Here is a 24214-nt window from a genome sequence, read left to right on the forward strand (position 1 = left end):
TAGTTTTATTAACCCCACCGAGCTTTTGCCATTGAGTGAGTACTTGCAGTTTTTTGACGGCATGAGCAATGTAGCGTTTTCTTATCGTCACCCGCAGGCCATAGGTAAAACCAGGCATAGCAATGCCTACTGACATGCATATTCGCCTGGGGCCTAAAGCCAACTGGCAGGCATTCTTGAAAGCGCGCAGTTTCGGCACGCGGCCCGCCTGGTTGCTGGTGCCGGGTATCCTGGGGTTGTTTCTCTATGCTTCGTTCCGGGTTTTTTGGCCCGAGGCCGGCAAGCTGGGGGAGCAGTTGACGGCCTTTCTAGGGCTGATCGCGATACTGGTCTATGGGCGGGGTGTTCGCAATTCGCTGGCGCTCTGGCTGCTGCTCGCGGCGGTTGTCGTGCAAGTCCTTTCCTGGTGGTTGGGGTATTTGCATCATCCCGATTGGGTTGCAAGTAATCCTGAAGTCGATCGACTGGCAAAGCTGTTTATCTTCATTGGCGTTGCCTGGTGGTTGGGGGGAAGTACCGGCTGGACCTTCATCGCCTGGGGGAGCGCACTGATATTTTACGTGCTGGCCACACTGATACTGGGCGATGGAATACAGGGCTGGATTCGCGGCCTGCAAGGAGAGCGGATAGGGTTTGGTATACGCAACCTGCAACATGGTGCCATGTTGTTCGGCGTCGCTTTTCTGGGCCTCGTGCTGTTTGCAAGACGCTGGCTGCAGCCGGGGAAGTACAGGGCGCTGCGGCTGACGATCTGGTGCGTCCTTTTCGTGATCTGCCTGCTCGGGGTCGTGACAGGACAGACTCGGGCGATATGGCTGGCGCTGCTGATCGCCTTGCCGGTAGCCGGAGGGCTCTGGTGGCTATATAAGCCCCGCGACGCTTCACTGCGCACGAACCGCAGGTTTCTTGCCATCGGTTGCGTCATGGCACTGGTGGTACTGACAATTGCAGGACTGTCCTTCGATGACACTGTCGAAGAGAGAATCGGCACCGAGTCCCAGGTCATTGCGCAATTGCTGGACGGGCGGGTAGAGGAATTGCCCTACACGAGCATCGGCATCCGCATTCATACCTGGCGTGCCGCGAGTGAATGGATCGCCGAGCGGCCCCTTGTGGGCTGGGGCGGTGAAGGGCGCAGCCTGGTCATCAGCGAAACTGCCTGGTTGCCTGATTGGGTAAAGCAGCAGTTTGGCCATCTTCACAATTTCTTCCTGGAGGTATGGGTAGCCTACGGCGTGCTGGGGTTGGCCGTGATTGGCGCTTTGGCATTCTGGATAGGGCGTGCTACCTGGCTTGCTTGGCGCGGCGGGGTCATGCCGGGGGATATGGCGCTATTCGGGGCCGCCTTTTTCGTTTATTGGATGATCGTCAATCAGTTTGAATCCTACAATTCCTTCTGGACAGGCGTTTACGTGCATAATCTCGTCGTAGGTGGATTGGTCACGCAATATTGGCGTTGGTTGGTGGTGAGCGGGCAAGCTGGGCCGGTGGCAGGTGGGGCGGTAGCGCCGCGCTTGGAGGGATGACGAGTTTGCGTACGTTGGTCGTCGTTAGAAGTTTGAAGATGGGTGGCATGGAGCGTGTCGCCGTCGACTTGGCCGATGCTTTTGCCCAGGAAGGATGCGAAAGTCACCTGCTGGTGTTTAGAAAGCGAGACCAGGGGCTGGCGCCGGAACACCCGGCCGTGAAGGTGCATCTTTTTTCACTACGTTGGTGGCAGCGCGCGACCGGTATCGGCTTGCTGGCAGAGATGGCCTCGCGCCTGATATTGAACCCCTTGATTCGGCGTTCGCAATTCGTATGGACCGGTTGGCTGGGCGGCGGTTTGTTTCGCCTATGGCTGTGGCGTTTCGAGAAGCGTCATGGCCGGGTCGATCGCATCGTTTTCCGCGGTATAGGCACGTTCGAGCTGGTCTGGAGCTTTCGTGACGAGCGGGCGCGCTTCGTGCTCGAAAATCGGTTGCCCGTCGACAAGACATCATGGTCGCAGAAGCTGTTTGCACGCTGCCTGTTTCCGAACAAGCATCTCGTCGCCGTTTCCCAAGGCGTGGCGGAGAGCGTGCGTCTTGCCAAGAAGAAATGGGCATTCAAGCCTGCGTCGCTGACGGTGATCGTCAATCCCTGCCCGGTAGAGAGAATCCGTGAACTCATGCATCGGCCACAGCCGGGCCTCCCTTCGCAACCCTATATCGTCAACGTGGCGCGGCTGGTGCCGCAGAAGGATCATGCCTTGTTACTGCGTGCCTACGCCAAAGCAAACCCGGAGGAGGAGCTGGTGATCGTCGGCGATGGCCCCCTGCGAGGAAGGCTGGAAAGACAGGCCGCGGAGCTGGGTATCGCCGACAAGGTGCATTTTGTCGGGCATCAGGCCAACCCCTACCCTTGGATGCATCATGCTCGCCTGTTCGTGCTGAGCTCCCGGGTCGAGGGTATGGGCATCGTGCTGACCGAGTCGCTTGCCTGCGGCACGCCGGTGGTTTCCGTGGATTGCCCGGGCGGTATCCGTGAGGTGCTAAAAGGCGAGTTGGAGTCTGCTATTGCGGAACAGAGTGATTCAGGGTTGGCGGAGAAGATCAGGGCTTCCCTCGAAGGGCCCAAACCACCGATTGACGACGCATGGCTGCAGGATTTCTTGCCTTCGAAAGTGGTTCGGGGCTTTTTGGAAGAGGAAGCTGGAAGAGCAAGTTGGAAGGACAAACATTGAATGAGCATCGACTGCGAGGCTGTGCCACAGGTGTCTGAAAAAGTCTTGCATATCTGCTACATGGACAAGTTCATCCCCGCATTCATCGACTTCGTGCGCGAGGAAGTCGGCGGTTCCCATAACCATTTCCATCTCATAGAGAATAACCGGCACTACCCTTATCGGTCAGGCGAGGACACCGAGGAGCAAACCAGCAAGTTCGGCTTCTTCGGGCTCTACTTCAAGATGCGCCGCTACGACAAGATCGTGCTGCACGGGCTTTTCAACAAGTACGTCATTTTGCTGCTGGCGCTCAACCCAAGACTGTTGCGCCGGTGCTATTGGGTCATGTGGGGCGGCGATCTTTATAGCTATAAAGCCAGGAAAAAGACGCTCAAGAAGAAGTTTGTGGAGCGCTGCCGGCGCAAGGTGATTCGGGACATGGGGCATCTGGTCACCTACGTGCCCGGCGACGTCGAGCTGGCTCGGCAGTGGTATGGCGCCAAGGGGCGCTACGCCGAAAGCTTTGTCTATCCGAGCAACCTCTACAAGCCTCTGAACGTGCCTGAAAAGGAAGCCGAGGATGCCACGCTTACCGTGCTGATCGGTAACTCCGCGAGCAGGAGCAATGAGCACTTCGAGGCATTCGCCAGGCTGGCCGCGCTAACCAGGACGAACGTACGTGTTATCTGTCCGCTTTCCTATGGCGATCTGAAGTACGCAAAGCGCGTCATTGAGCGTGGCCAGGAATTGTTCGGCGATCGCTTCACGGCGCTTACGGATTTCATGCCGTTGGAGGATTACTTGAAGCTGCTTGGCGAGGTGGACATTGCGTTGTTCGCCCATCGCCGCCAGCAGGCCATGGGCAATCTCATCACCCTGCTGGGACTCGGCAAGAAGGTGTACATACGTCGGGAAATCACCCCCTGGTCGATGTTCGAAAGCCTGAACGTCAAGGTTTTCGATATGGACGAACTCAACCTCGCTACATTGGATAGCGACACGGCCAGCCACAACCGGGAAATCATCAGCGCGTATTTTTCCCGGGAACGATTGGCCCGCCAGCTCAAGGACATCTTGTAGGAAGCCATGGCATACCTTACTCAAGAAGCGCTCGAGGCGCTGGGATTCAAGAAGCTTGGCAAGAACGTCAAGATCAGCGACAAGGCTAGCATCTACGATCACGATCGCATCGAGATCGACGACAATTCGCGGATCGACGATTTCTGCGTAATCTCCGGTCGGGTCAGCATCGGCAAGTTTTGCCATATTTCACCGCAATGCCTGGTGGCGGGGGGTGAGCTTGGGGTATTCCTTGCCGATTTTTGCGGCCTTGCTTATGGCGTCAAGGTGTTTTCCCAGTCGGATGACTACAGCGGTGCGACCCTGGTCAGTTCCCTGGTCGACAAGAAGTACAAGAACGAGTTCTTCAGCGCCGTGGTGCTGGAAAGGCATGTGATCGTCGGCGCTGGGTCTATCATCTTGCCCGGAGTGGAGGTCAAGGAAGGGGGCTCGATTGGCGCAATGACGCTGGTGAACAAGAGCACCGATCCTTGGGGGATCTATTTTGGCAGCCCGGCTCGGCGTATCAAGGATAGGAAAAAAGACATGCTGGAGCTAGAAAAGCAATTTTTGCAAGAGCGCAATGATGATTCCGTTCAATAGGCCGCCCTACACCGGCAACGAAGATGCTCATGTGCTGGATGCCATGCGCAGCGACAAGATATCCGGTGACGGCGAATACACGTTGCGCTGCCAGCAGTGGTTTCGTGAACAACTCGGCTGCCACAAGGCGCTGCTGACGCCTTCCTGCACCCATGCCCTGGAGATGGCGGCGCTGCTGATTGACATTCGTCCCGGCGATGAAGTGATCATGCCCAGTTATACCTTCGTCAGCACCGCCAATGCCTTCGTGCTGCGCGGCGCCAGGATCGTCTTCGTCGACATTCGCCCGGATACCATGAATATCGACGAGGCGTGCATCGAGGCTGCGATCACGGCCAACACCAAGGCGATCGTTGTCGTGCATTATGCCGGCGTGGCCTGCGAGATGGATGACATCATGGCGCTGGCCGAGCACCATGGCATCTTTGTCATCGAGGATGCCGCCCAGGGCATGATGGCGACCTACAAGGGGCGGCCCCTTGGCAGCATTGGCCATCTTGGCGCTTATAGCTTCCACGAGACCAAGAACTATACCAGCGGTGGTGAGGGCGGGCTGCTGATCGTCAACGACGCGCGTTACGTGGAGCGGGCCGAGGTCCTCAGAGAAAAGGGCACCAATCGCAGCCAGTTCTTCCGGGGCATGGTGGATAAATATTCCTGGGTCGATGTAGGCAGCAGCTATCTGCCCAGCGAGTTGCAGGCGGCGTATCTGTGGGGACAATTACAAGCCGTCGACAAGATCGATGCCGACCGGCGGCGTGCCTGGCATTATTACTATGGTGCGCTTGCGCCCCTCGCCGAGCGCGGGCGTATTTGCCTGCCAACGATACCCGAGGCATGTCGGCACAACGCCCACATGTTCTACCTCAAGGTCGCGGACATCGACGAGCGTTCTCGTCTATTGGCTTTCTTGAAAGAACAAGACGTGATGGCGGTGTTCCACTACGTGCCGCTACATGCCTCGGTAGCCGGGCAACGCTGGGGTACCTTCATCGGTGACGACAGGTATACCAGCCTAGAAAGCGACCGGCTGATTCGTTTGCCGCTATGGTACGGCATCGGTGAGAAAGAGCTGAATTGCGTCGTGGCAGCCGTGATGCGCTATTTCGACTGAGCCTGTAGATTTTCCAGGCGCTTCATGAACCGCCCCCACTGGCGCTCGATCTTGGTCCTTCCCAGGCGCCTAGAGTGGGCGGCGAGCTTGACGAAGTCGCGGTCGCCGATGCCATCGATCAAGAATAAACGGGGTGGTGTTTTTTCCAGGTTGCAGACGATATTGCTGGCCCGCAAATCGCTGGTGAAAATACGGTTGGCGTGCAGATAATCATGCAGTTGCGTTAGCGGTGTGGCGATCTCCGCCATGGTGAGTCGGCCATCGGCCAGTAGAATATCCAGCCGCGGTAGCGGGCTGCCTTCCGTGTCTTGTAGCAGGTCGAAAACCAGCCCGTCGCCAAGGTTGGTTTCGACCCAGCCGTGACAGCGTGGCAAATGGGACCAATCAATTCCACGACGCTCGAGTTTAGTGAAATATTCGTAGTCTTTCCGATTCTGCTGCTTGTTGTTCTTGAAGTTATGCGCGATCTTCACACAACGCGTCGGGTCTTGAGGATGGCGGTAGCAGTTGCGTTCGGTGCCTCGCCCAATCAAAAGATCGTCTTGCAGATGAAGCATGCGCGCGTTTCCTTTTTCAGCTGCCGTCGGCAAGCGACTGAAACGAAGCCTTGAGTTTCTTGTACTGCTCCTGGTGCGAATAGTGCGTAGCAAGTTCAGCCAGGCGTGGTCCCAGTTCTTCCTGTTCGTCGTTTGCAAGCAACTCGGCGATTCGCAAGGCCCAGGCGTTGCTATTGTTCTCGAGTATCAGATCGGGGAACTCTTTCTCGATCAATTCAGCGGCCCCGACCCAGGTAGATAGTAGCACCGGGGTGCCGCAGGCCATGGCTTCCAGCGCGACACGTCCAAACTCCTCGATATGGGCAGGGAGTGTAAATACATCGAGGGCGCCATAGAAGTGCTCGACATCCGACACCGTCGAGTGCCAGATGAAGCGATCGCTTATTCCCAGTTTTTCCGCCTGCTGCCTGTAAGGGGTGGCATCGTCTTTACCGATCACGAGAAAGCGGCATTGGTTGGGAAGCCGCTGGCTCAGTAGCCCGGCGATCTCCACGAATCCTGCCACATTACGCTTCTTGAAGTTGCCGGATGTAATCAATCCGATCAGAAATTCATGCTGGCCAACGCCCAATGTCTCTCTGAAAGTGTCCCGTTCCGCGCGAGCCTTGATAGGCGTGAACTGCACTGGATCATAGCCGGGGTAGCTGACTTCGAGTTGGTGGTCGGCCAAGCCATAACGGCGCTTGAAATCGTCGGCCATCATCCTGGAGTTGACGGCTATTCGTTGGAACCGGCCCTGGGAAAGTACATGATCGTGGATGGCGGCAACTTCGTGGCCTTTTGGCAGCGCCTTTCCATGAATACGCTGGCTGGCTAGATGCACGCAGTTATGCATGTAGATGACATCCCGGCTTTCCGCATCGCCATGGCTTACCAGCAGCGCCGGACGGTGACGCTTGCACCAAGACTGCACGCGCCGATTGAACCAGAAGCGTCGAAAAGGGCCTTTGAATGGCCAGCGGCGTAAGCGAATGAATTCTGCGCCCGTCTGTTTGGTCAGTGCGGGCTTTCCGCGCTCTGCGAGGATCACCACACGATACCCCAGCTCTTTGAGTGCCGCGGCCTGCTCGAAAGCATTACGGCTTGCCCCGGTGCTTTTTGCTATTTGACGAATAGCGATGACGGCCAAGGGAAGCGGGTGCGACAGGGTGGGCGAGGGCATTTGGATGGTTCGCTTTTACAGGCAAGTGTCGGAGTGGTGCTAAAGAAAGCATCTTAGGCTATGTGCTAGAGCCACTTCTGGCAACCCAGGCTAAAATATTGCATATTACAGTATCGTAATTATTATCTGACTAATGGATTTCCAGATAGACGTTCTTGATGTCTTCGATAGAAAAACTACCCAAATTACCCAGCGGGGAACCCGCTATTCCGGCGCTTTATGATCCCCAACTGCGCTGGGCGATGCTGCGCTCGCGTTGGGCCTATATCGTGCGCCTGGCTTTCGAAATGCGTATTCTCAGGCCGCTGGAAGATCGACTATTCGAGCGCTGGTTGACGCAGAAGCGGTTTGCCCGGCAGGTGGAGGCCACGGGGCTTCCCTATAGAAGTGTCGAGGCCCATCTGGATAAAAACCTGGCGTTACAGGTTGATCCGAATGCGTTGACGCAGCTGATATCCATCCCACGCTCGTTTCCGGTCAAATCGGAGCGCCGTTCCGCCTTGAATCAGTTTATCTGGAAGGGGGAGTGGGATCGAACACGCTATGATTTTCGCAAAGGGAGCCGCTATCGGCTCATCGACGATATCTGGCGGCACCAGGATGATCTGATCGAGAGTGCGTCTTATCGGCGGCTTGTGCAGCGCATTGCCCAAGGAAATCCATTTCGTTCCCACCAGAAGGGCATTCTACTCAATACCCCGGACAAGGTGCTGGCGTACCTGAACGTCTATATCGGTTATATGAAGGACATGCAGCGTGACGGTTTCGACAATACGCTGGGCAAGGATCGTCTGGGAGTGGCAATCGATCGACATGGTCGTGTCGTTAAACTGAACCGGGGATTGCACCGGCTTGCCATGGCCCAGGTGTTGGGTCTGAAGACGATCCCGGTGCAAGTGCGTTCCGTGCATGCCCGGTGGTGGTTTGAGGTCACCAGTGGTGAACGGGGAGAGGCCGCCTTGATGAAGATGGTGGAGGCCCTGCGGGATTGTCGGCCCGCTTCTTGAGTGGGCTGGTTGAGAAGGCAGGCGTGACGTTCAGGATTCAATCTTCTGCATGTCTTCTATACTGTTCGATGAGAAGGGGCGATGCTGTGCTGATAGGCGCATCGCTCCTACCGACAAGCAGTGCTATAGAGGACGAGTTCTATGCTGACCCACGTCTGGGGGCTGATGGCCCACCCCAATCGCGAATGGAAGCAGATCCAGAGCGAGAGGGAAACGATCACTCATCTGTATGCGCATCATGTTCTCGGGCTGGCGGCGATTCCGGTGATCTGTGCGTTCATCGGCACGACGCAAGTCGGCTGGAGTCTTGGCGAAGGTCACACAATCACGCTCAAGCTGGACGATGCATTCTACGCTGGCATCGTGTTCTATCTTGCCATCATCGCCGCAGTCATCTTCATGGGAAATGTGATCCATTGGATGGCAAAGCGGTACGCTACACCACCCAGCAAGCGTCGTTGCGTCATCTTTGCCGGCTATGTCGCTACTCCGATGTTCCTGAGCGGTCTTGTGGCGCTCTACCCCTTGATCTGGTTATGCCTGCTGGCAGGAACCATCGGTCTTTGCTATAGCGGCTATCTGTTGTATCTGGGAATCCCTAATTTTCTGGGCATCGACAGGAAAGAGGGCTTTATCGTGACTGGCTCGACACTGGCGATCGGTGTGCTTGTGCTCGAGGTGCTACTGGGTGCCACGGTACTGCTATGGGGCTATGGGGCAAGGATGCTGCTGGGTACTTATTAGAACGGTATCCAGCCTTTGCTCGAATCCCGTGTCGATGCCGCTGAGCCGAGGCCGCCCGCCGGGTGGTGGATTGGCATCACCCGGCGGTGATTGGCAAGAAGGTTGGCTTTATGGCTCCAGTGCTGCATACGCATCAAGGCCAGATTACTCCGGCAGTAGAGCGTCGCTCGAAGCCGTTCATTACCGTTAGGCTGATCTGATTGGCGGCATCCGCCACGCCGCTGGCCACGGAGCTCACGTGGCTGACGATAGCCGGGGTCGGACTGCCGGTACTGTTGTAGCTGTCTTCAATCTGTTCGGCGATCTGCTCGGCGGCGTATTCACCGAAAGGCTTGCCCGGAATATATGCATAGGCACTGGCTTCACCGCCCGGCATGGCCGACATGGCTGCCGCTGCCGCCTGGTTGATCATCGAGTTCTGCATGAAGGCAGTTGGGTCGCTGCCGTGATGCTGAGACTGCCAGGCATGGGCCAACTCGTGGATCAGGGTGTCCGAGCGGGGTCGGGTCGCAAAACTGGCGATCGAGCCCTGGTTCATGGCGATCCACCAGTCGCCACTCACCGGGAAGGCCACGGTGAACGGCCGACCACCGCAGCCGAGGCCGTCGGTGATGAGGATATGACTGAAGTCAAGGCTCGCCCCATAGACGGTGCGCGCTTCCGCCTGCTCGGCGGGATCCAGAAAACGCAGCCGACTCGGCGCCTTGATACCCGGGCAGACGATATTTTCGATGGCATCCGGTATCCATTCCTTCAGACTCTCAAGGGCGTCTTGTATCCGTTGCAGCAGCTCCCGGACGTTGTCTGGCACGGGCGGCGATGTCGGTGGCCTCAATGGTGGCGGCGTAATTATGGGCGCTGGACGCAGTCGCTCAAGCTCGGCCCAGGTCAAGGGCCCGATCTTGCCGTCCCACTCCTCGCGCTGGCCGGGAAAGACGCAGCGTTGGAAGATCCGCGTGGCCGTATCCGTTTGCGGGCCAAAACGGCAGTCGACCCGTAGCAGCGCCGGGGATAGAGTGGCCCGCATCCGCCCGATGGCAGCGAGGTCGGCTCCGGTGCGGCAGTGGTAGCCGCCACTATCGAGCGCGGATAGGAATTTATTGAGCAGCCACTGGGCATCGCCGACGGTGGGGTTGCGCGAGCGGCGGCGGTCGCTGCCACGATAGACCAGCGGATGCAGACCGCGGCCCTCCGGGTCAGGCAATGCTGCCGGTGGCCCCTCTCCCGGGCGGCAGTGGTGAAGCACGGATTCCGTTTCCAAGATGTCCGCGATGCCATCGCCATCGAGGCCATTCCACGGGCGAAGCAGCATGGCATTGCCGGGTAGACGCGGCCGCGCCGAACTCCCGCGCAACCGCCAGGCGCACCGCCTTGAATTATCGATGCGCCTTATTCGAATCATACCGCCTGTATCCTGGGCCTCCACTACGCTCAGACGGGCCAGGCCTCCTTCGTCCAGCGCCCGTTCGATAAGCAGATCGCCGCGTTCGGGCTGAGCGGATAACGTTTCGCCTGGCCCACCCAGTATCTCGAAATCGTTCTCCCAAAGCGTGCGGTTTGCCGCTCCATACAATCCTAGCGCCGCATCCATGAAGCGTGCGGCGGCTTCGCCCGTCTCCATCACGCCATCCGCACGATCGACCAAGGGCAAGTTCGCTGCAATCTCATGCAACTGCGCACTCGGGGCCGATGCCGAGGCTGTAGGCAAAAAGGCGCTATCAACTTCCAGCGCCGGTACTGGCATCATTTCTTGCCAGAGTGGCTGCGATGAAGCGGGAATTTCCTTATCCGGCCAGAGCGCCGAGTCGAGAAAGCCATCATCCTGCTCCTCGCTGGGAGCCGACTGTGAGCTGCCTCCGGCGGCGAACCACTTGCGCTTCGTGCCGGATTTCAGAGTCGGTTCGCCGTCGGTGGCATGGATACCATCGAAGAGGATGACGCCCTTGAATCCTTCGGTTTCCACCGCAAAGGTCTTAGCCCACACCTTGGCGAAGTTATCGCTATTGCATCCCAGGAAGCGGTGGCGTCGAGCGGACGACCCCGCACGAAAGCTCTTCTTGAGCTTGGAAGTGGCGTTATCCTTGATGTCATCCACCGCGATGATCTCGTGGGAATCCGGAGCTACCGGGGTGGCGCTGCTGCTATGAGCGAGGGTCAGCCAGAGCCCGTCCCGGGCGTGCCCCCAGTACCAGAGCCTGGAGATCGGATCGCTGAACGTCTTGAGCTTGCTCCACAGCTCGTCGGCTTTCTCGAGCCAGCGTAGGTTCCAGCCCCTGGACTTGGCCCGCCCCTCGAGCAGATCGACATAGGAGGAAAAGCCCTTGTCTCGAACTTCCTTGACCGATTTGCGGCGATGCTTGACGTCGTCCTCCCATCGGCGCACGTAGGCGGGCTTGTAGATGAACCACCAAACCTCCTCGTCGCTTGCGCCGAGGCTGCGATTCGGCCCCGAGCCGTCGCTCAGCAGCAACGGCGGCGTCACATAGTTCGCCCAGGATTTGTCGTGTTCGTCATCGCGGTCGTCGAACAGGCCGGGGCCGCCGGAGACGAGGATGAAATTGCGGTTGGTCGCCTCGCTCAATGTGTTTTCGGAATGCGCCTGTATATCGTCGAGCGGGGGCGTCTCCGGAAAGAGTGAATCATCCGGTTCGTTGTCGAAGTGTGCCATGTCGTCACCTGCTGGTAGATGCCCGAGGGCTGTGGCGCGCTCTACACTGTGCGCTATATTGAGGCGCCCGCCACCGAGCCGTCTTCTGTCCTGGTCGCCGGCTTCCACTGGCTCGAGTTCTCCCAGCAGGGCGCGACGGGTCTCGGCGATTGGCAGCAAGCGTCCGGCGGCCTCGAACATCAGCAGTAGCGTGCCCGCCACGTGAGGGGCGGCCATGCTGGTGCCGGTCTTGCGGGTCAGCAAGGGGGCGTCGTCTACTGTTCGGGGATGGGAGCGGGCCGCCAGGATGGCACCACCCGGGGCGATCAGGTCGGGTTTCGTGCGTCCGTCCCGGGTAGGACCGGCACTGCTCGCCGATACCAACGGCAAGCCCTCGCGGTGGGCGTCGTAGGCCCCCACGGCCAGGGTCTGGAAACCGTTGCAGATGGTGCCGGTGGTAGTGGTCGGCTCCGCATCTTCCTCCACGAAGCGGGTCTGGCAGCTACGACAGCCCGAGTCTCGCTCGATCCAGGCATGGAAGCGTCCATCCACTACCTCGTCTGCGCTCAAGCGCAGCCGCCAGGCGCCAGCGGGGGCATCGGGGCTCAGGAACAAGTCGACGTGGTGATCGCCGGACCCTGGGTCCGAGGCACGGTGATAGAGCCGCCCGACTCCCTCGCCATCGATTATCAAGGGCACCGTCTCGCCCTGGCGGGCGCGGAAGGGGGCTTGGGAATTCGGGGCAAACACCTCGACAAGTAAGCGGTCGCGGCCTTCGTACCAGACTTCGAACTCATTCGGCGTGCGGTCCGCCGCGTCGGTGATCCAGGTCAAGGTGCGCTCTTGCCCCGGGCCGATACGCCCACTGGCGTGGGTGGCGGCACGGTAATAGTTGCCGCAGCTCTGGGTGATGGCACGTCCGGGGTGGTCGAGCAGCAGGGCATCCATACCTTGTTCGAGCAGCGATTCGCCCTTGTGACTGCCAGAATGACTGCCGAGGCTGGTATTGATCACGCAGGGCCGCTTGCCAGCGGTGCGGTGAATGAAGTCCAGAGCTTCCAGGATGCGTACCGAGTCGCCGAGATCGCTCAGACCGAACACTCGCGAATTGGCAAGATGCACGAAGATCAGCTCCGCGCCAGGTGCCACTCCCAGGGGGCTGCCCCCAAGACGTCCGTTGCCGGCAGCGATGTCCAGTACGTGGGTGCCGTGAGCACCAGCGCCGGGTGGGGCGTCCACGTCGGCAGAGTCATAATCCAGAGCGGTGTAGGGATCATCCTGTTCCAGTGCCACGTCGATGGCGGCGCGTGTCAACAAGCGGCCATAGCCGTAGGGAGCCGGTGAGGCGGGGTTGGCCTGCCCGCGTTGGTCCCACAGGGCGAGCAGCCGTGTACGTCCATACTCGTCGCGCAGATTGGGATGGGCAAAGTCGCAACCGAAATCGACAACGCCAAACACACATCCGGCACCGGTTGCCTGGAGATTGTCCGGACGGCGCAGGTCGGTAGCTCGCAGCTCGGTATCGTTGGCCTCACCAAGGCCCAGTGGCTCCTGATGTAGAGCATCGAGCAGACGTGGCGCCTTGAGGCTCACGACGCGAGGGTCCGACCACACCTGCTGGATATCGCCCCGCCGTAACCGGCAGGTCGCCACCGAGCCGAAACGCGACACTAGGGTCACCGCTGGGGGGGTCTGGCCTCCCCGCAGCTTGATCAGAGCCTCGAGCTCGGTATCGGCGGGGCCTTGCATCAGCTCGGCGAGTATCGGGTCCATGGCGGTTCGGCCTGCCCAAAGGCATCAGCGCGACCTGCCCCGGCGACGCTGCTTCGTTCCCCGGACGCCGTCACTTCCCACGAGTTGCAGGATGCCGTCACCGAGCTGCTTGACCGCTTCCTCGACGCTTGCCTTGTTGGCATTAGCTACATTGTCCGGCACCTTGAAGGCGTCCATTAGCTGCTTCACGCCACTAAGCACTTCCTCGCGAAAGGCTTCGAGGTTCGCATCATCGTCGTCGGAGGGCTCTGAAGGCTCCAGCTCGTCCAGTCGCTTCTTCAACTCGAGGTTCTCGGCGGTCAGTCTGATGACCTCCGCGCTGCTGACGTTCAGTCGCGTTTCGAGCTCCTGCTTCTGATCGACCTGGCGTTTCACCAGCACCATACCGATGGGGCTGTTGGCAGGCATCTGACCAAGCTGCAGGCCGGCGTTCAACGCTTCGTCTCGCGGGCGATCCTTCGCTAGCAGGAAGCCGAAGAGGAAGTTGTTGTTGAATATCTCATTCATGATATCTCTCCTCGGGGCCGCGTTATTTGAAAGCGCCGGATAGCAGCAGGGCCATCATCATCGACGAGTTGGAATCGCTACCACCGCCGAAACCACCGGACATCATCAGGATCAGCGGCAGCGCCGAGTCGTCCTTGGCGAAGGCGTCACCGACCACCTGGAAGGTTGTGGGCGCCTGGCCAGATTCTTGCAGAGTGACGGCATTGTTCTTGAACTTGGGCGTGGAGCTCAGCAGCAGCGGTAGTATGCCGGCTTGCTGGACCTGGGCCTTGACCTTCTTGAGCGATTTTCCGGTGTCCGAGCGCAGAGCGTTGATCTTCTTGTCGACCATGGCAGTATTCTTGTCGAGGGTCTTGTCCACCTTGCTGAGAGAACGAGCCAGCTTGGTCAACTCGCCCTTGACCTGCCTGAAGCGCGCATCCACCGATGAGGCCTTGGCCAGCGAGGTGGGAAAGCGTAGCCGGGCATTGCCCGCCGGGGTGCGGATAGTGGCGGAGCGGGTGCGCGACACCCGGTGCAGTGCCATGGGACGGCTCACCCGGCTACGGCCGCGCCGCCGACGCCGATAGCGTGGAAAGCGCCGGCGACGACGCTCAGCAATCGACTCGCCTTCGTCGTCCCACCCCTCCCAGTCATCGTCACTTTCGTCGTAATCGTCTTCCGCGAACAGTGCCTCGCCGTCGAAATCATTCTCGTCTTCGCTATCGAAATCGTCGTCGTCTTCCGGCAGCGCGTCGAGCAGATCCTCATCGTCGAGCAGGTCCACCGTGTCTTCGAGTTGCATGGCGTCTTCTCCTTGCCCGCGTATCCCATGTTAGGGGGCGGGTCAGTCAGCTTGGTCGGAAGCCGTCGTTTCCTCGGATGTGGCGGCCTTCCGGGCGGCTCGAGCATTGCGCAAATCGCGCAGGGCCTCGAGCACCGGGATCACAAAGTTTCGAAAGTTGCGCCGACCGGGAATGAAGCTGCCGGGCCCGCCATCTCCTTGGCAGTCGGGACACTGGGGGTCGGTGCCGAAACAGTGGCAGGCGCCCAAGGCGTCGGCGAGAGTATCTGCCTGATAGACGAGCAGCTGATTTTCCCGGCGTAGCCGTTTCACCTCGGCCCGTAGTGCTGCAGTGGTGTCGCTGGCGCTACGCTCGACTTCGGTCTCCTCCACACTCGGCTCGTTGCTGGCGGCACGTATCTGTTCCATCAGTTGCGCCGCGGCAGTGAGCTTCGCATCGTCAATGCCCAGCCGTTGAAGTAGGGCGGGGTCCATGGTGGCCAAGGGATCGTTGACTGAGTTCATCGTCTGGCTCCTTGCCTATACGGCACGCCCGAGCCAGGCGACGATCGACTCGGCTTGTGAGAAGGATGGGTCGGCCTGCGCTTCGGGGTCGGAAGCCCAGCGTTCTTCCGCCAGCAGGGCAAGCAGATGCTCCGCCCGAGCCTGATCGTCGCCAACGTCGACCACCGCCTCACCCGTCTCGTCCAGCAGGTATTCCGGAATGCCAGTACCACCGCTGTGCGCCTCCGTGGCGGCCTCGGTGGCTAACATTTCCAAAGCGTTCATGAATGCACCAAACGGCGCGGCCACCGCCGCTTCTCCTACGTGAACGGTACTTGCCTGGCTGTCACCCAGCAGACGTGCGGTCAGACTCCGCAGGAAGGATGGATTCTGTATCAGCGAGAGCAACTGGGCGGCGGCGTTGTCGCTCGCGGAGCGTCGCCTCGGTCGGCGTCCCGGGCCGCGGCGCCTGATGCGGCGAGAAACACGGGCCGTTCTTGCTGGCGTACTGGTGCGGCGGCGGGGGCGTCGTCGGCTTCCTCCTTGGGTGGCGCGACCGACCAATCCTCCGGCGATACCGCCCAGTTGACTGCCAACGGCAGTGCCCATCGGACCACCGACCACTGTGCCTACGGCCCCACCCACCACGGGGAGTATCTTCGGGGCAGCGCGTACCAGGGTGCGCCCCAGTCCCTTGGCGACTCTACCCAGCGAGCTGAAGAAGCCCTCGATCTCCTCCGGCGTCATCTCGTCGAGGGCCTCGCTCAGAGCCTCGTCGACCTGATCGTCTTCCATGCCCCGGTAGACGGGGGATATCTCACGCAGCAGCTCGGCATAGGTGATGCCCGGGTACTCTGATGTACTCTCCGCCGTTTCTGGTACCCAGTGTTCGAATGTGTCGGCCATGATGTCCCGGCCTCCGTCGATGGTTTCGCGATCGACATGGCATCTAGACACGCGATCCCGGTGGCTTGCGGTGACAACTGTTGGGAAATAAACGCTTACAATGACTAGTTAAGCAGAGGAGTATCTCAGCCGGCTCACATCGGCATCAAAACGGACTCACAAAATTGTCTCGACTTTCTTGCTTACTCTTCAGAGTTCTTCAGCGCCTCTATCAGCAGGTTTTCGGCGATGATCAAGTGATGCATGGCACTTTGGAGAAGCTGCCCGGGTGGCTGGTCTTCCAAAGCGTAGGAAGAACGTGGCAGAGGTGCGCGAGATTCCTGCGAGGTGGATTCTATCGGCGGGGTAGTGTGCAGTGCGCGAACAAGACATAGCGTCTCTTGGGTTGGCACGCCGTGCAAGTCACTTTGCAGACGATTGGCGAGAATACGGAACTGGCGCATGGCCGCAGCGCGATTACCCAAGGCAATATGGGCACGCATCATCGCCCGATGGATACGCTCCTGAAGGGGATCATAGGCCAGCAGGCGATGCCCATAGTCGAGTACGTCATGCCAGGCTCGGCGTTCTTCGGCTAGGTGCAGTAGAGTCGCTAGTAGATCGAGGAACTTGGCGCGAAATCGTTCCCGCTCCAGCCAGCACCAATCTTCGTTCATGCCCTCGGCAAAGTCGCTGTAGCGAAGCTCGTCAAGCCCTGCTTCCAGTAGTGCACCGTAGTCCAGTTTCTCCGATTGGCTATGAGGAAGGCTGCGATGAAGGCGCTCCAATTCCCCTACATCGCTCCAGAATTGGCAATCGATACACAAACCGATGCCGCTGTCCTGAGTGCGAATCAGTTGATCGACAGGCATACCCTGCTGGCGCAGTGCGCTTTTCAAACGCCAGAGCTCCGTACTGAGACAGTTGCTTGTCCTGATGTCGTCCCGCTTGGGCCATAGGAGATCGACGATCTGTGATCGACTGAGCCATTTGCCGGCATGTAGTGCCAAGAGACAGAACAGCGCCCTCGATCGACGTGAAGTGAACTGACTGGCCCGGTTGTGCTCCATTTCAAGCCGGGGTCGACCCAACAGATAGATGTTGATCATAGTGGTCCCCCCCGATAGAACCACGAATATTTACTGTTTTTGCACACCGTTGGTCCGGCAAGAGTTATCCGGTATGTGACAAACGGCAAATTTATGTGAGTGTGTTATGAAGAATAGGTGAGTTGAGGCGTCTTTTCACTGCTTTGCCTCCTGGCTACATCGTTATGATGATCGTATTCCTCAAGCGATCGCCCATCGAAGGGCCCAGGCTCCGCATGAATGCTTCCACGCTGATCGGTATCGTTGCCAGTCTTTTGTTGCTGGCCTGTGTTCTCTTGCTTAGCGCCGATACGGCCATGAGCTTCATCAACCTGCCGGGCTTGATGATCGTTATTGCTGGTACTCTGGCCGCCACATTCATCAGCTACCCTTTGCGTGAAGTGATCCGCGTGGTGCGGATAATCAGGGTGGTTTTTCATCGCGAGAATAGCTACGTCGAGGAAGACGTGCGCGAATTGGTGGTCATGGCCCGACTGTGGTTCCAGGGCGATATCCGCGCGGTAGAAAGAGCCCTCGAGCAGACGCGCAATCCGTTCCTGCGTACCGGTGTGCAACTTGTGATCGACAATACCAAGGAAGCGGAGATCATGGATCTTTTGCGCTGGCGTATTGCTCGCTTGAAGGCTCGGGAACTTGCCGAGGCGCAGATCTTTCGTACCATGGCCGCTTATGCCCCGGCCTTTGGCATGATCGGCACCCTCGTGGGGCTGGTCAACATGCTGCAAACCATGGATGCCGGCGATCTGGCCGTAATCGGCCCCGGCATGGCCGTGGCACTGCTTTCCACCTTCTACGGCATTTTGATCTCGAACCTGATCTGCAAGCCGATTGCCGTCAAGCTCGAACGCCGCACCGAACAGCGCTTGATTGCCATGAATATGGTGCTGGAAGGGGTCTCGCTTATCGCCAAGCGTCGCTTGCCATCTTTTGTCGAGGAGACGCTGAACTCGTTCATCGCCAACTACCAGGATGAAATCCGTGACCCTCTGGAACCTTCCATGGGAAACGAGGGTGTGACGGTCCATGCTTGAAATACACCGTGAGCACACGAGCCATGACCGGCTGTTGACCCTGAATGCCGAAGATCGCGGGGGCGACAGCTGGATGATCAGCTACATGGACATCATGACCCTGTTGGTTGCGCTGTTCGTGTTGGTCTTGAGCCTGAATGGTACGGCGGGAATTACCGCCGATGCCGCGCCCACCTCAGTTGTGTCCAATGTGTCGCCTGAGGCCATAACGGCGGCGCGGCGCATCAATCATTCGCCGGGTCTGCTACCCAGAGCGCTACAGGCGGCCATTCAGGTTGCCTCTACCCCCATCATCAGTGCCAACGCCATTGCCTTGGCACGCCAAGTGGCCAGATCGCAATTGATAACGGATCAAGCCATTGCTGCGGCTCGCTCGATTGCACGCTCACGACTCATTCAAACCCAGACGATCGCGGCCTCGCTGAAGGTGGCGCGTACCCTGAAGGTGAGTGCGGAAGCTCAGGCGGCGGCGATACAGATTGCGGGGCAGTGGCAAGTACGACAATCCGAACAGGCGCTCCCGGTGATCGATGGCGTAGAAGTGTCTCGCGTCAAGGGTGGGATCAATCTACGCATCCAGGATCACCTGTTGTTCGACTCCGGGGATGCGGCGCTGACTGGCTCCGGCGAGGCGGTGACCCAGGAGCTGGTGGCAACGCTCAATCGCTATAAAGGCACCATTTCCGTGGAAGGGCACACTGATAGCGTACCCATCAAGACCGAGCGCTTTCCCTCAAACTGGGAGCTTTCCAGCGGACGCGCGACGGCCATCCTGCGCTATCTCAACCGGGCGGGTATCGAGTCCTCGCGGCTACGTGCGGTGGGCTATGCCGATACGCAACCCTTGAAGGACAACGATACGGAAAAGGGCCGCGCCGCCAACCGGCGGGTGGAGGTGATCATCCACGAGCCCGAGGTTGGTTGATTGGGGGGTGGATTAGAGGCTCAAGCCGCAGAGCTGCGTCCGCTGAATACCGATTCGCGAATCACCAGCCTGGGCGCCAGAGATAGCGTGGGTTCAAGAGGGCGGTCGTGTTCCAGGCGTTCGATGAGTTGGGCGATGGCCGTGGCGCCGAGTTCGTAGATGGGCTGGTGGATGGTGGTCAGGGCCGGGTTCAGATAGCGTGCGAGCTCGATGTCGTCGTAGCCGATCACTGAAAGTTCCTCGGGCACCCGAAGGCCCCATTCATAGGCGGCCCGGATGGCACCGATGGCGACCAGGTCGTTGAAGGCGAACACCGCCTGTGGGTAAGGCTTTTCTTCCAGCAGCGCCGGCATGGCGTCGAAGCCGCCATCGGCCAGCAGGTTGGTGGTAATGATGCGTTGTGCTGGCGGCTCGATTCCGGCGGCTTGCAATGTGTCGAGGGCACCGGCCAGGCGCTCACGAGAGCGCGGATGATCCTCGGGGCCGGTCAGCAAGGCAATATCCTTCAATCCCTGGCTCAGCAGATGATCGATGGCCAACTTGGCGCCGAGGCGCGAATCGTCATTGACCACGCCGATATTCGGGCTCGCCGAAGGCTCGGCATCCATGAGAATGGTCGGCAGATTCTGCTGTGTCAGCGCCTCGAGAAAAGCCGGGGCGTTGCGGGAGGTCATCACCACCAGCCCATCGATACGCCGGTCAAGCAGTGTGTCTAGATACGTCAGCTGTTTCTCTTCGACATCGTCTGCGTTACATAACACTAGACTGTAGCCATTGGCAAAACAGTGATCCTCGACGCCGCGAATGATCGCCGAGAAAAATGGATTGTGAGCAGAGGTCACGATCATGCCGATGGTGTGGCTGCGATTGGATTTCAGCGTGCGGGCTACACTGTCGGGGCGATAGCCGAGTTCACCGATGGCGCGTTGCACCCGCTCGAGGGTGGCGGGGGCAACGCGCCGCGTGTCGTTGACCACATGCGATACGGTGGTGATCGAGACGCCGGCCCGACGGGCGACGTCCTTGAGGCGAATCATAACCGTGCGTACTTACTCAGCAGTGATCAGCTTGAGCGGCACGGGAATATTGTCCTCCACGCTTTCACCCTTGAGCAGCTTGTCGGCGGTGCTGACCCCCAGCTCGCCGATGCGTGCCGGCTGCTGTGCCACCGTGGCCGCCATCTTGCCGTCCTCGACCGCCTGGATACCGGCGTCGGTGCCATCGAAGCCGACCAGCAGCACGTTCTCCTTGCCGCTGGCGGCCAGGGCGCGCTGGGCTCCCAAGGCCATCTCGTCATTCTGGGCGAACACCGCGTCGATCTCGGGATGGGCCTGCAGCAGGTTTTCCATCACGTTCAACCCTTCGGTGCGATTGAAGTTGGCCGGCTGAGACGCCACCAGCTCGACATTCTCGGCATCTTCGATTGCGTTGGTGAAACCTTCGCCACGATCCCGGGTGGCCGAAGCCCCGGGCACGCCTTCGAGCTGCACGACCTTGCCTTTGCCGCCAAGCTGTTCGACAACGTGTTCGCCTGCCAGCTTGCCGCCGGCGACGTTGTCCGAGGCGATATGCGCCGCTACGTTGCCACTGTTGGCACTGCGATCCAGAGTGATGACCGGCACGTTGCGGGCGTTGGCGGTGCGCACGCCGGATGCTGCCGCATCGGAATCCGTCGGGTTCATCATCAACAGGTCGATATCCCGGGACAGGGCGTCTTCGACATTGGAGAGCTCCCGGGCAGCGTCGTTGCCGGAATCCAGCACGATCAATTCATGACCGAGTTCCTCGGCCTTCTGCTGGGCGCCTTCCTGCAACGTCACGAAGAAGGGGTTGTTCAGCGTCGAGATGACCAGGGCGATCTTGTCGGCCATTGCGGTCCCGGTCGTGCCGATGCCGAGTCCGGCGGCGACGGCGGAGGCGAGTAGCAGTTTCTTCATGTTGGAGCTCCTTGGGTCTTGTTTTGCATCGCGTTGTTCAAGTCGATGGTTTTGAACGACTATCTATTAGCACAGCCAGGAGAATGACCGCTCCCTTGGCGATCATCTGGAAATAGGATGACACGCCCATGATGTTCAGCGCATTGTTGAGCACGCCGATGACCAGGGCGCCGATCAGGGTGCCGAAAATGCGCCCGCGCCCGCCCATCAGGCTAGTGCCACCGATCACGACGGCAGCGATGGCGTCCAGTTCGTAGCCGGTCCCGGCGGTGGGCTGGGCCGAACCCAGGCGGGCGGTGAGCACCACCCCGGCCAGTGCCGCGCAGGCGCCGGAAATGGCATAGACGCTGATCTTGATACGATTGACGTTGATGCCAGACAGCCGTGCAACCTTCTCGCCGCCGCCCACCGCATAGACGTGGCGGCCGAAGCGGGTGTGGTGCAACACGCTCCAGCACAGCACGAAGACGAAGAACATCAAATAGATGGGAATCGGTACCCCGAACCAGTAGCCGCCCCCCAGTTGCCAGAAGATGTCCGCGGCATCGCTGGCGCCGATGGAGATTGGCCGACCATCGGTATACACCAGCGCAACGCCGCGCAGGATGGTCATGGCCACCAGTGTGACAATGAACGCTTGAACGCGGCCGTAGGCCACGAACAACCCGGAGATTGCGCCCAGGGCAGCACCGGCGGCCACGGTGCCGGGCACGCTCAGCCAGGGGGCGAGACCGGAGGCGGTCATCGAAGCGGCAAAGGCGCCGGTCAGGGCCAGCACGGCCCCCACTGACAGATCGATGCCCGCAGTAAGGATTACGAAGGTCACGCCCATGGCAATGATGGCATTGATACTGGTCTGGCGCAGCACATTGAGCATGTTATCCAGGGTCAGGAAGTTGTCGCTCATGCCGGCACTGACGGCTACTAACAAGGCCAACGCCAGAAAGGCCTTGTTGTCGATCAGCAGGCGGGTGACGCTGCGGCTCGTGGGGGCATTCATCTGGCTTGCGTCTCCTTCGTGTTGTCGACAAGCGTTTCGGTAGGTGCCTCGACATGGGCGGCAGCGGTCATGATTTTCTCCTGGGTGGCATCCGCGCGGGTGAATTCACCGGTGATACGGCCATTGGCAAGTACCATGATGCGATCGGATAGGCCGAGTAGTTCGGGCATCTCCGAGGAAATCAGTAGCACGCATTTACCCTCGCGCTTGAGTTGGTTGATCAGCAGGTAGATTTCCCGCTTGGCACCCACATCGACGCCCCGGGTGGGTTCGTCGAGGATGACGATATCCGGCTGACACATCAGAGCCTTGGCCAGGGAAACCTTCTGCTGATTGCCACCGGAGAGCGTTTCGGTGGACTGGTCGGGATCGCTCAGCTTGATACGGAAGGCGTCGATGTACTGCTGAATCGCCGCTCGCTCCTGGCCATGGCGAATGATGCCCAGAGGGCCACAAAAGGCGGGAAGGGCGGTCAGTGACATGTTCTCTGCTACCGAATGGTCGAGCAGCAGGCCGGCCTGCTTGCGATCTTCCGGCACATACACTAAACCGGCTCTCAACGCTTGCCCCGGCGAGGCGAAGCGCACCTCGCGACCGCGTAGGCGCACCCTGCCTGAACCCACGGCGACATCGCCGCAGATCGCCCGGGCCATTTCCGTACGCCCGGCCCCCATCAAACCCCCGAACCCCAGCACCTCACCTGCCCGGGCATGAAAGGACACCCCCTCTACACCTGGCGCGACGAGATCATCCACCGCGATCAGGGTGTCACCGGGCGATGGTGACTCGTAAGGGTAGCGATCGGCGAGCTCGCGGCCCACCATCTGCCGAATCAAGTGCTCCTCGTTCGACTCGCTGGCTGGCCCCTGGTGCACCAGCCGACCATCGCGCAGCACCGCCACGTCGTCACACATGCGGAAGATTTCTGCCAGGCGATGGGTGATCAGCACCAGGGATTTACCGGCGTCGCGCAAGGTAGCAATCACCTGGGCGAGGATGTCGGTCTCGATATCGGTCAGCGAGTCGGTGGGCTCGTCCATGACAATGATCTCGGCATCCAGTGACAGGGCCCGAGCGATCTCGACCATTTGCTGTTGGCCGATGCTGAGCTGCGATACCGGCGTGCGCGGGTCGAGCCGTTGCTGCAAGCGCTCCAGCAATTTGCTTGATTCCCGGTAGAGCCGGGGCCAGTCGACGGTGCCCAGTCGAGTGCGCGGCTCGCGGCCCAGGAAGATGTTCTCGCCGGCGGAGAGCGTGGGAATCAGATTGAGTTCCTGGTGGATGATGGCGATGCCTGCATCCATGGCTTGGCGCGGCGTGGTAAAACGCACCTTCTCGCCGCGCAATATGATGCTGCCGCCATCGGCGCGGTAGACACCGCTGAGGATCTTCATCAGCGTCGATTTGCCTGCGCCATTTTCGCCGGCCAGGGCCAGCACGCGACCCGGATGTAGCGCCAGATTGACGTCCGCCAGTACCTTCACACCGGCGAATGCCTTGTCGATGCCGCGCAGCTCCATGAGGAGAGTGCGGTTGTCGTGGGCTGTGGCGGAGGTCAAAACGGCACGCCGCTGCGCAGGATGATATTGGCGAAGGGGGTGCACTCACCGGTGCGGATCACGCCGCGAGCATTGATGATCTCGCGTTTGAACGTCTCATGAGCAATCAACCTTCGCTCGATCGAGCAGCTGTCGCGATGCTCCTGAGCGGCGAGACGCTTCTCGACCATCTGGTGCAGATTTGCGTTGCGCTCATCTATCTCGCTGGCTAGGGTCGCGCTCTCGATACAGAGTTCGTCCAGCACCGCATCCAGTACATCCAAGAAACTGGGAAGGCCTGGACGCAATGCCAGATCGATGCGTGGCATCCCAGGAGGAATGGGTAGTCCGGCATCTGCGATGACCAGAGTATCGGTGTGCCCCAGTTCAGCGAGCAATGTGCTGATCGGCGCGTTCAGCAGGCCTTGGCGTTTCACGGATACCCCACAGTGATGATTATGGTTTGTAGCGTAATACGCAAACGTTTGCGCATGCGATTAGCACAAAGTCTGAAAAAGCATGATCCAGTTGAAATAGTAGCTGTCTCGACCGTTATCCGACTCCTTTCATCAGGACGTGGCAATCTATCGCCCGGCCAGTCGACTCAGGGCTAATTATTTATACTTAGATAAATCATTCTTCTTTAATTGAAGGACCATATAA

22 protein-coding genes are annotated in these 24214 nt (G+C 59.6%); 9 read left to right on the plus strand and 13 right to left on the minus strand.

Going from position 1 to position 24214, the window contains the following annotated elements:
- Positions 1 to 122: 122 nt before the first annotated feature.
- Genes H7850_RS16325 through rffA form a run of 5 tightly spaced genes read left to right on the plus strand, consistent with a single transcriptional unit; the run spans position 123 to position 5462 of the window.
- Positions 123 to 1526 (plus strand): O-antigen ligase family protein, encoded by a 1404-nt coding sequence (locus tag H7850_RS16325; protein ID WP_227370543.1) that lies wholly within the window; start codon positions 123 to 125, stop codon positions 1524 to 1526.
- A gap of 5 nt (positions 1527 to 1531) precedes the next feature.
- Complete coding sequence (locus H7850_RS16330; protein ID WP_227370544.1) at positions 1532 to 2704, plus strand: glycosyltransferase; 1173 nt, start codon at positions 1532 to 1534, stop codon at positions 2702 to 2704.
- Positions 2705 to 3766 carry a TDP-N-acetylfucosamine:lipid II N-acetylfucosaminyltransferase gene (locus H7850_RS16335; RefSeq protein WP_227370545.1) on the plus strand — a complete coding sequence of 354 codons (1062 nt, stop codon included), beginning with the start codon at positions 2705 to 2707 and terminating at the stop codon, positions 3764 to 3766.
- 6 nt (positions 3767 to 3772) lie between these two features.
- Positions 3773 to 4348 carry an acyltransferase gene (locus H7850_RS16340; protein ID WP_227370546.1) on the plus strand — a complete coding sequence of 192 codons (576 nt, stop codon included), beginning with the start codon at positions 3773 to 3775 and terminating at the stop codon, positions 4346 to 4348.
- Complete coding sequence (gene rffA, locus H7850_RS16345) at positions 4332 to 5462, plus strand: dTDP-4-amino-4,6-dideoxygalactose transaminase (RefSeq protein WP_227370547.1); 1131 nt, start codon at positions 4332 to 4334, stop codon at positions 5460 to 5462. The genes H7850_RS16340 and rffA overlap by 17 nt, the downstream gene beginning before the upstream one ends.
- Here the strand turns inward: rffA and H7850_RS16350 are convergent.
- On the minus strand, positions 5450 to 6019 hold the full coding sequence (locus tag H7850_RS16350; RefSeq protein ID WP_227370548.1) for a YrbL family protein: 570 nt from the start codon (positions 6017 to 6019) through the stop codon (positions 5450 to 5452). The two genes, rffA and H7850_RS16350, sit on opposite strands and share 13 nt — an antisense overlap.
- A gap of 16 nt (positions 6020 to 6035) precedes the next feature.
- Entirely contained in the window at positions 6036 to 7181 is a 1146-nt protein-coding gene (locus H7850_RS16355) for a glycosyltransferase family 4 protein (protein WP_227370549.1), read from the minus strand.
- Positions 7182 to 7339: 158 nt separating this feature from the next.
- Between H7850_RS16355 and H7850_RS16360 the strand changes: the two genes are divergently transcribed.
- Together H7850_RS16360 and H7850_RS16365 are read left to right on the plus strand one after the other, a co-directional pair.
- Positions 7340 to 8188: a hypothetical protein gene (locus H7850_RS16360; protein WP_227370550.1), complete on the plus strand. Its 849-nt coding sequence runs from the start codon at positions 7340 to 7342 to the stop codon at positions 8186 to 8188.
- A 141-nt stretch (positions 8189 to 8329) separates the two neighbouring features.
- Complete coding sequence (locus tag H7850_RS16365; RefSeq protein ID WP_227370551.1) at positions 8330 to 8932, plus strand: Yip1 family protein; 603 nt, start codon at positions 8330 to 8332, stop codon at positions 8930 to 8932.
- 133 nt (positions 8933 to 9065) lie between these two features.
- Here the strand turns inward: H7850_RS16365 and H7850_RS16370 are convergent, their stop codons facing one another.
- From H7850_RS16370 to H7850_RS16395, 6 genes are all read right to left on the minus strand, one after another.
- Positions 9066 to 13352, minus strand: coding sequence for a S8 family peptidase (locus H7850_RS16370; protein WP_227370552.1), 4287 nt, complete (start codon positions 13350 to 13352; stop codon positions 9066 to 9068).
- Between the two features lie 24 nt (positions 13353 to 13376).
- Positions 13377 to 13859 carry a hypothetical protein gene (locus tag H7850_RS16375; RefSeq protein WP_227370553.1) on the minus strand — a complete coding sequence of 161 codons (483 nt, stop codon included), beginning with the start codon at positions 13857 to 13859 and terminating at the stop codon, positions 13377 to 13379.
- 22 nt (positions 13860 to 13881) lie between these two features.
- Positions 13882 to 14643 carry a hypothetical protein gene (locus H7850_RS16380; RefSeq protein WP_227370554.1) on the minus strand — a complete coding sequence of 254 codons (762 nt, stop codon included), beginning with the start codon at positions 14641 to 14643 and terminating at the stop codon, positions 13882 to 13884.
- Between the two features lie 42 nt (positions 14644 to 14685).
- Positions 14686 to 15147, minus strand: coding sequence for a hypothetical protein (locus H7850_RS16385; protein WP_227370555.1), 462 nt, complete (start codon positions 15145 to 15147; stop codon positions 14686 to 14688).
- A 15-nt stretch (positions 15148 to 15162) separates the two neighbouring features.
- Positions 15163 to 16032 carry a hypothetical protein gene (locus H7850_RS16390; RefSeq protein ID WP_227370556.1) on the minus strand — a complete coding sequence of 290 codons (870 nt, stop codon included), beginning with the start codon at positions 16030 to 16032 and terminating at the stop codon, positions 15163 to 15165.
- A 182-nt stretch (positions 16033 to 16214) separates the two neighbouring features.
- Positions 16215 to 17120, minus strand: coding sequence for an AfsR/SARP family transcriptional regulator (locus H7850_RS16395; protein ID WP_227370557.1), 906 nt, complete (start codon positions 17118 to 17120; stop codon positions 16215 to 16217).
- Positions 17121 to 17335: 215 nt separating this feature from the next.
- Here H7850_RS16395 and H7850_RS16400 point away from each other — a divergent pair, with 215 nt between their 5' ends.
- A complete protein-coding gene (locus H7850_RS16400; protein ID WP_227370558.1) occupies positions 17336 to 18151 on the plus strand; it encodes a motility protein A in 816 nt (271 codons plus the stop codon).
- Positions 18144 to 19076, plus strand: coding sequence for a flagellar motor protein MotB (locus H7850_RS16405; RefSeq protein ID WP_227370559.1), 933 nt, complete (start codon positions 18144 to 18146; stop codon positions 19074 to 19076). The genes H7850_RS16400 and H7850_RS16405 overlap by 8 nt, the downstream gene beginning before the upstream one ends.
- 20 nt (positions 19077 to 19096) lie before the next feature.
- On the opposite strand, the gene H7850_RS16410 is transcribed toward H7850_RS16405, so the two are convergent.
- Genes H7850_RS16410 through rbsD form a run of 5 tightly spaced genes read right to left on the minus strand, consistent with a single transcriptional unit; the run spans position 19097 to position 23988 of the window.
- Positions 19097 to 20113 carry a LacI family DNA-binding transcriptional regulator gene (locus H7850_RS16410; protein ID WP_227370560.1) on the minus strand — a complete coding sequence of 339 codons (1017 nt, stop codon included), beginning with the start codon at positions 20111 to 20113 and terminating at the stop codon, positions 19097 to 19099.
- A gap of 12 nt (positions 20114 to 20125) precedes the next feature.
- The gene (gene rbsB, locus H7850_RS16415) at positions 20126 to 21013 is read right to left on the minus strand and encodes a ribose ABC transporter substrate-binding protein RbsB (protein ID WP_227370561.1); all 888 of its coding nucleotides are present in this window, start codon (positions 21011 to 21013) and stop codon (positions 20126 to 20128) included.
- 37 nt (positions 21014 to 21050) lie between these two features.
- The gene (rbsC, locus tag H7850_RS16420) at positions 21051 to 22013 is read right to left on the minus strand and encodes a ribose ABC transporter permease (protein WP_227370562.1); all 963 of its coding nucleotides are present in this window, start codon (positions 22011 to 22013) and stop codon (positions 21051 to 21053) included.
- On the minus strand, positions 22010 to 23572 hold the full coding sequence (locus H7850_RS16425) for a sugar ABC transporter ATP-binding protein (RefSeq protein ID WP_227370563.1): 1563 nt from the start codon (positions 23570 to 23572) through the stop codon (positions 22010 to 22012). Before H7850_RS16425 ends, rbsC begins: the two co-directional genes overlap by 4 nt.
- The gene (gene rbsD / locus H7850_RS16430) at positions 23569 to 23988 is read right to left on the minus strand and encodes a D-ribose pyranase (RefSeq protein WP_227370564.1); all 420 of its coding nucleotides are present in this window, start codon (positions 23986 to 23988) and stop codon (positions 23569 to 23571) included. Before rbsD ends, H7850_RS16425 begins: the two co-directional genes overlap by 4 nt.
- Positions 23989 to 24214: the final 226 nt, after the last annotated feature.

This window comes from Halomonas sp. M20, assembly GCF_020622265.1.
Lineage (GTDB): Bacteria > Pseudomonadota > Gammaproteobacteria > Pseudomonadales > Halomonadaceae > Modicisalibacter.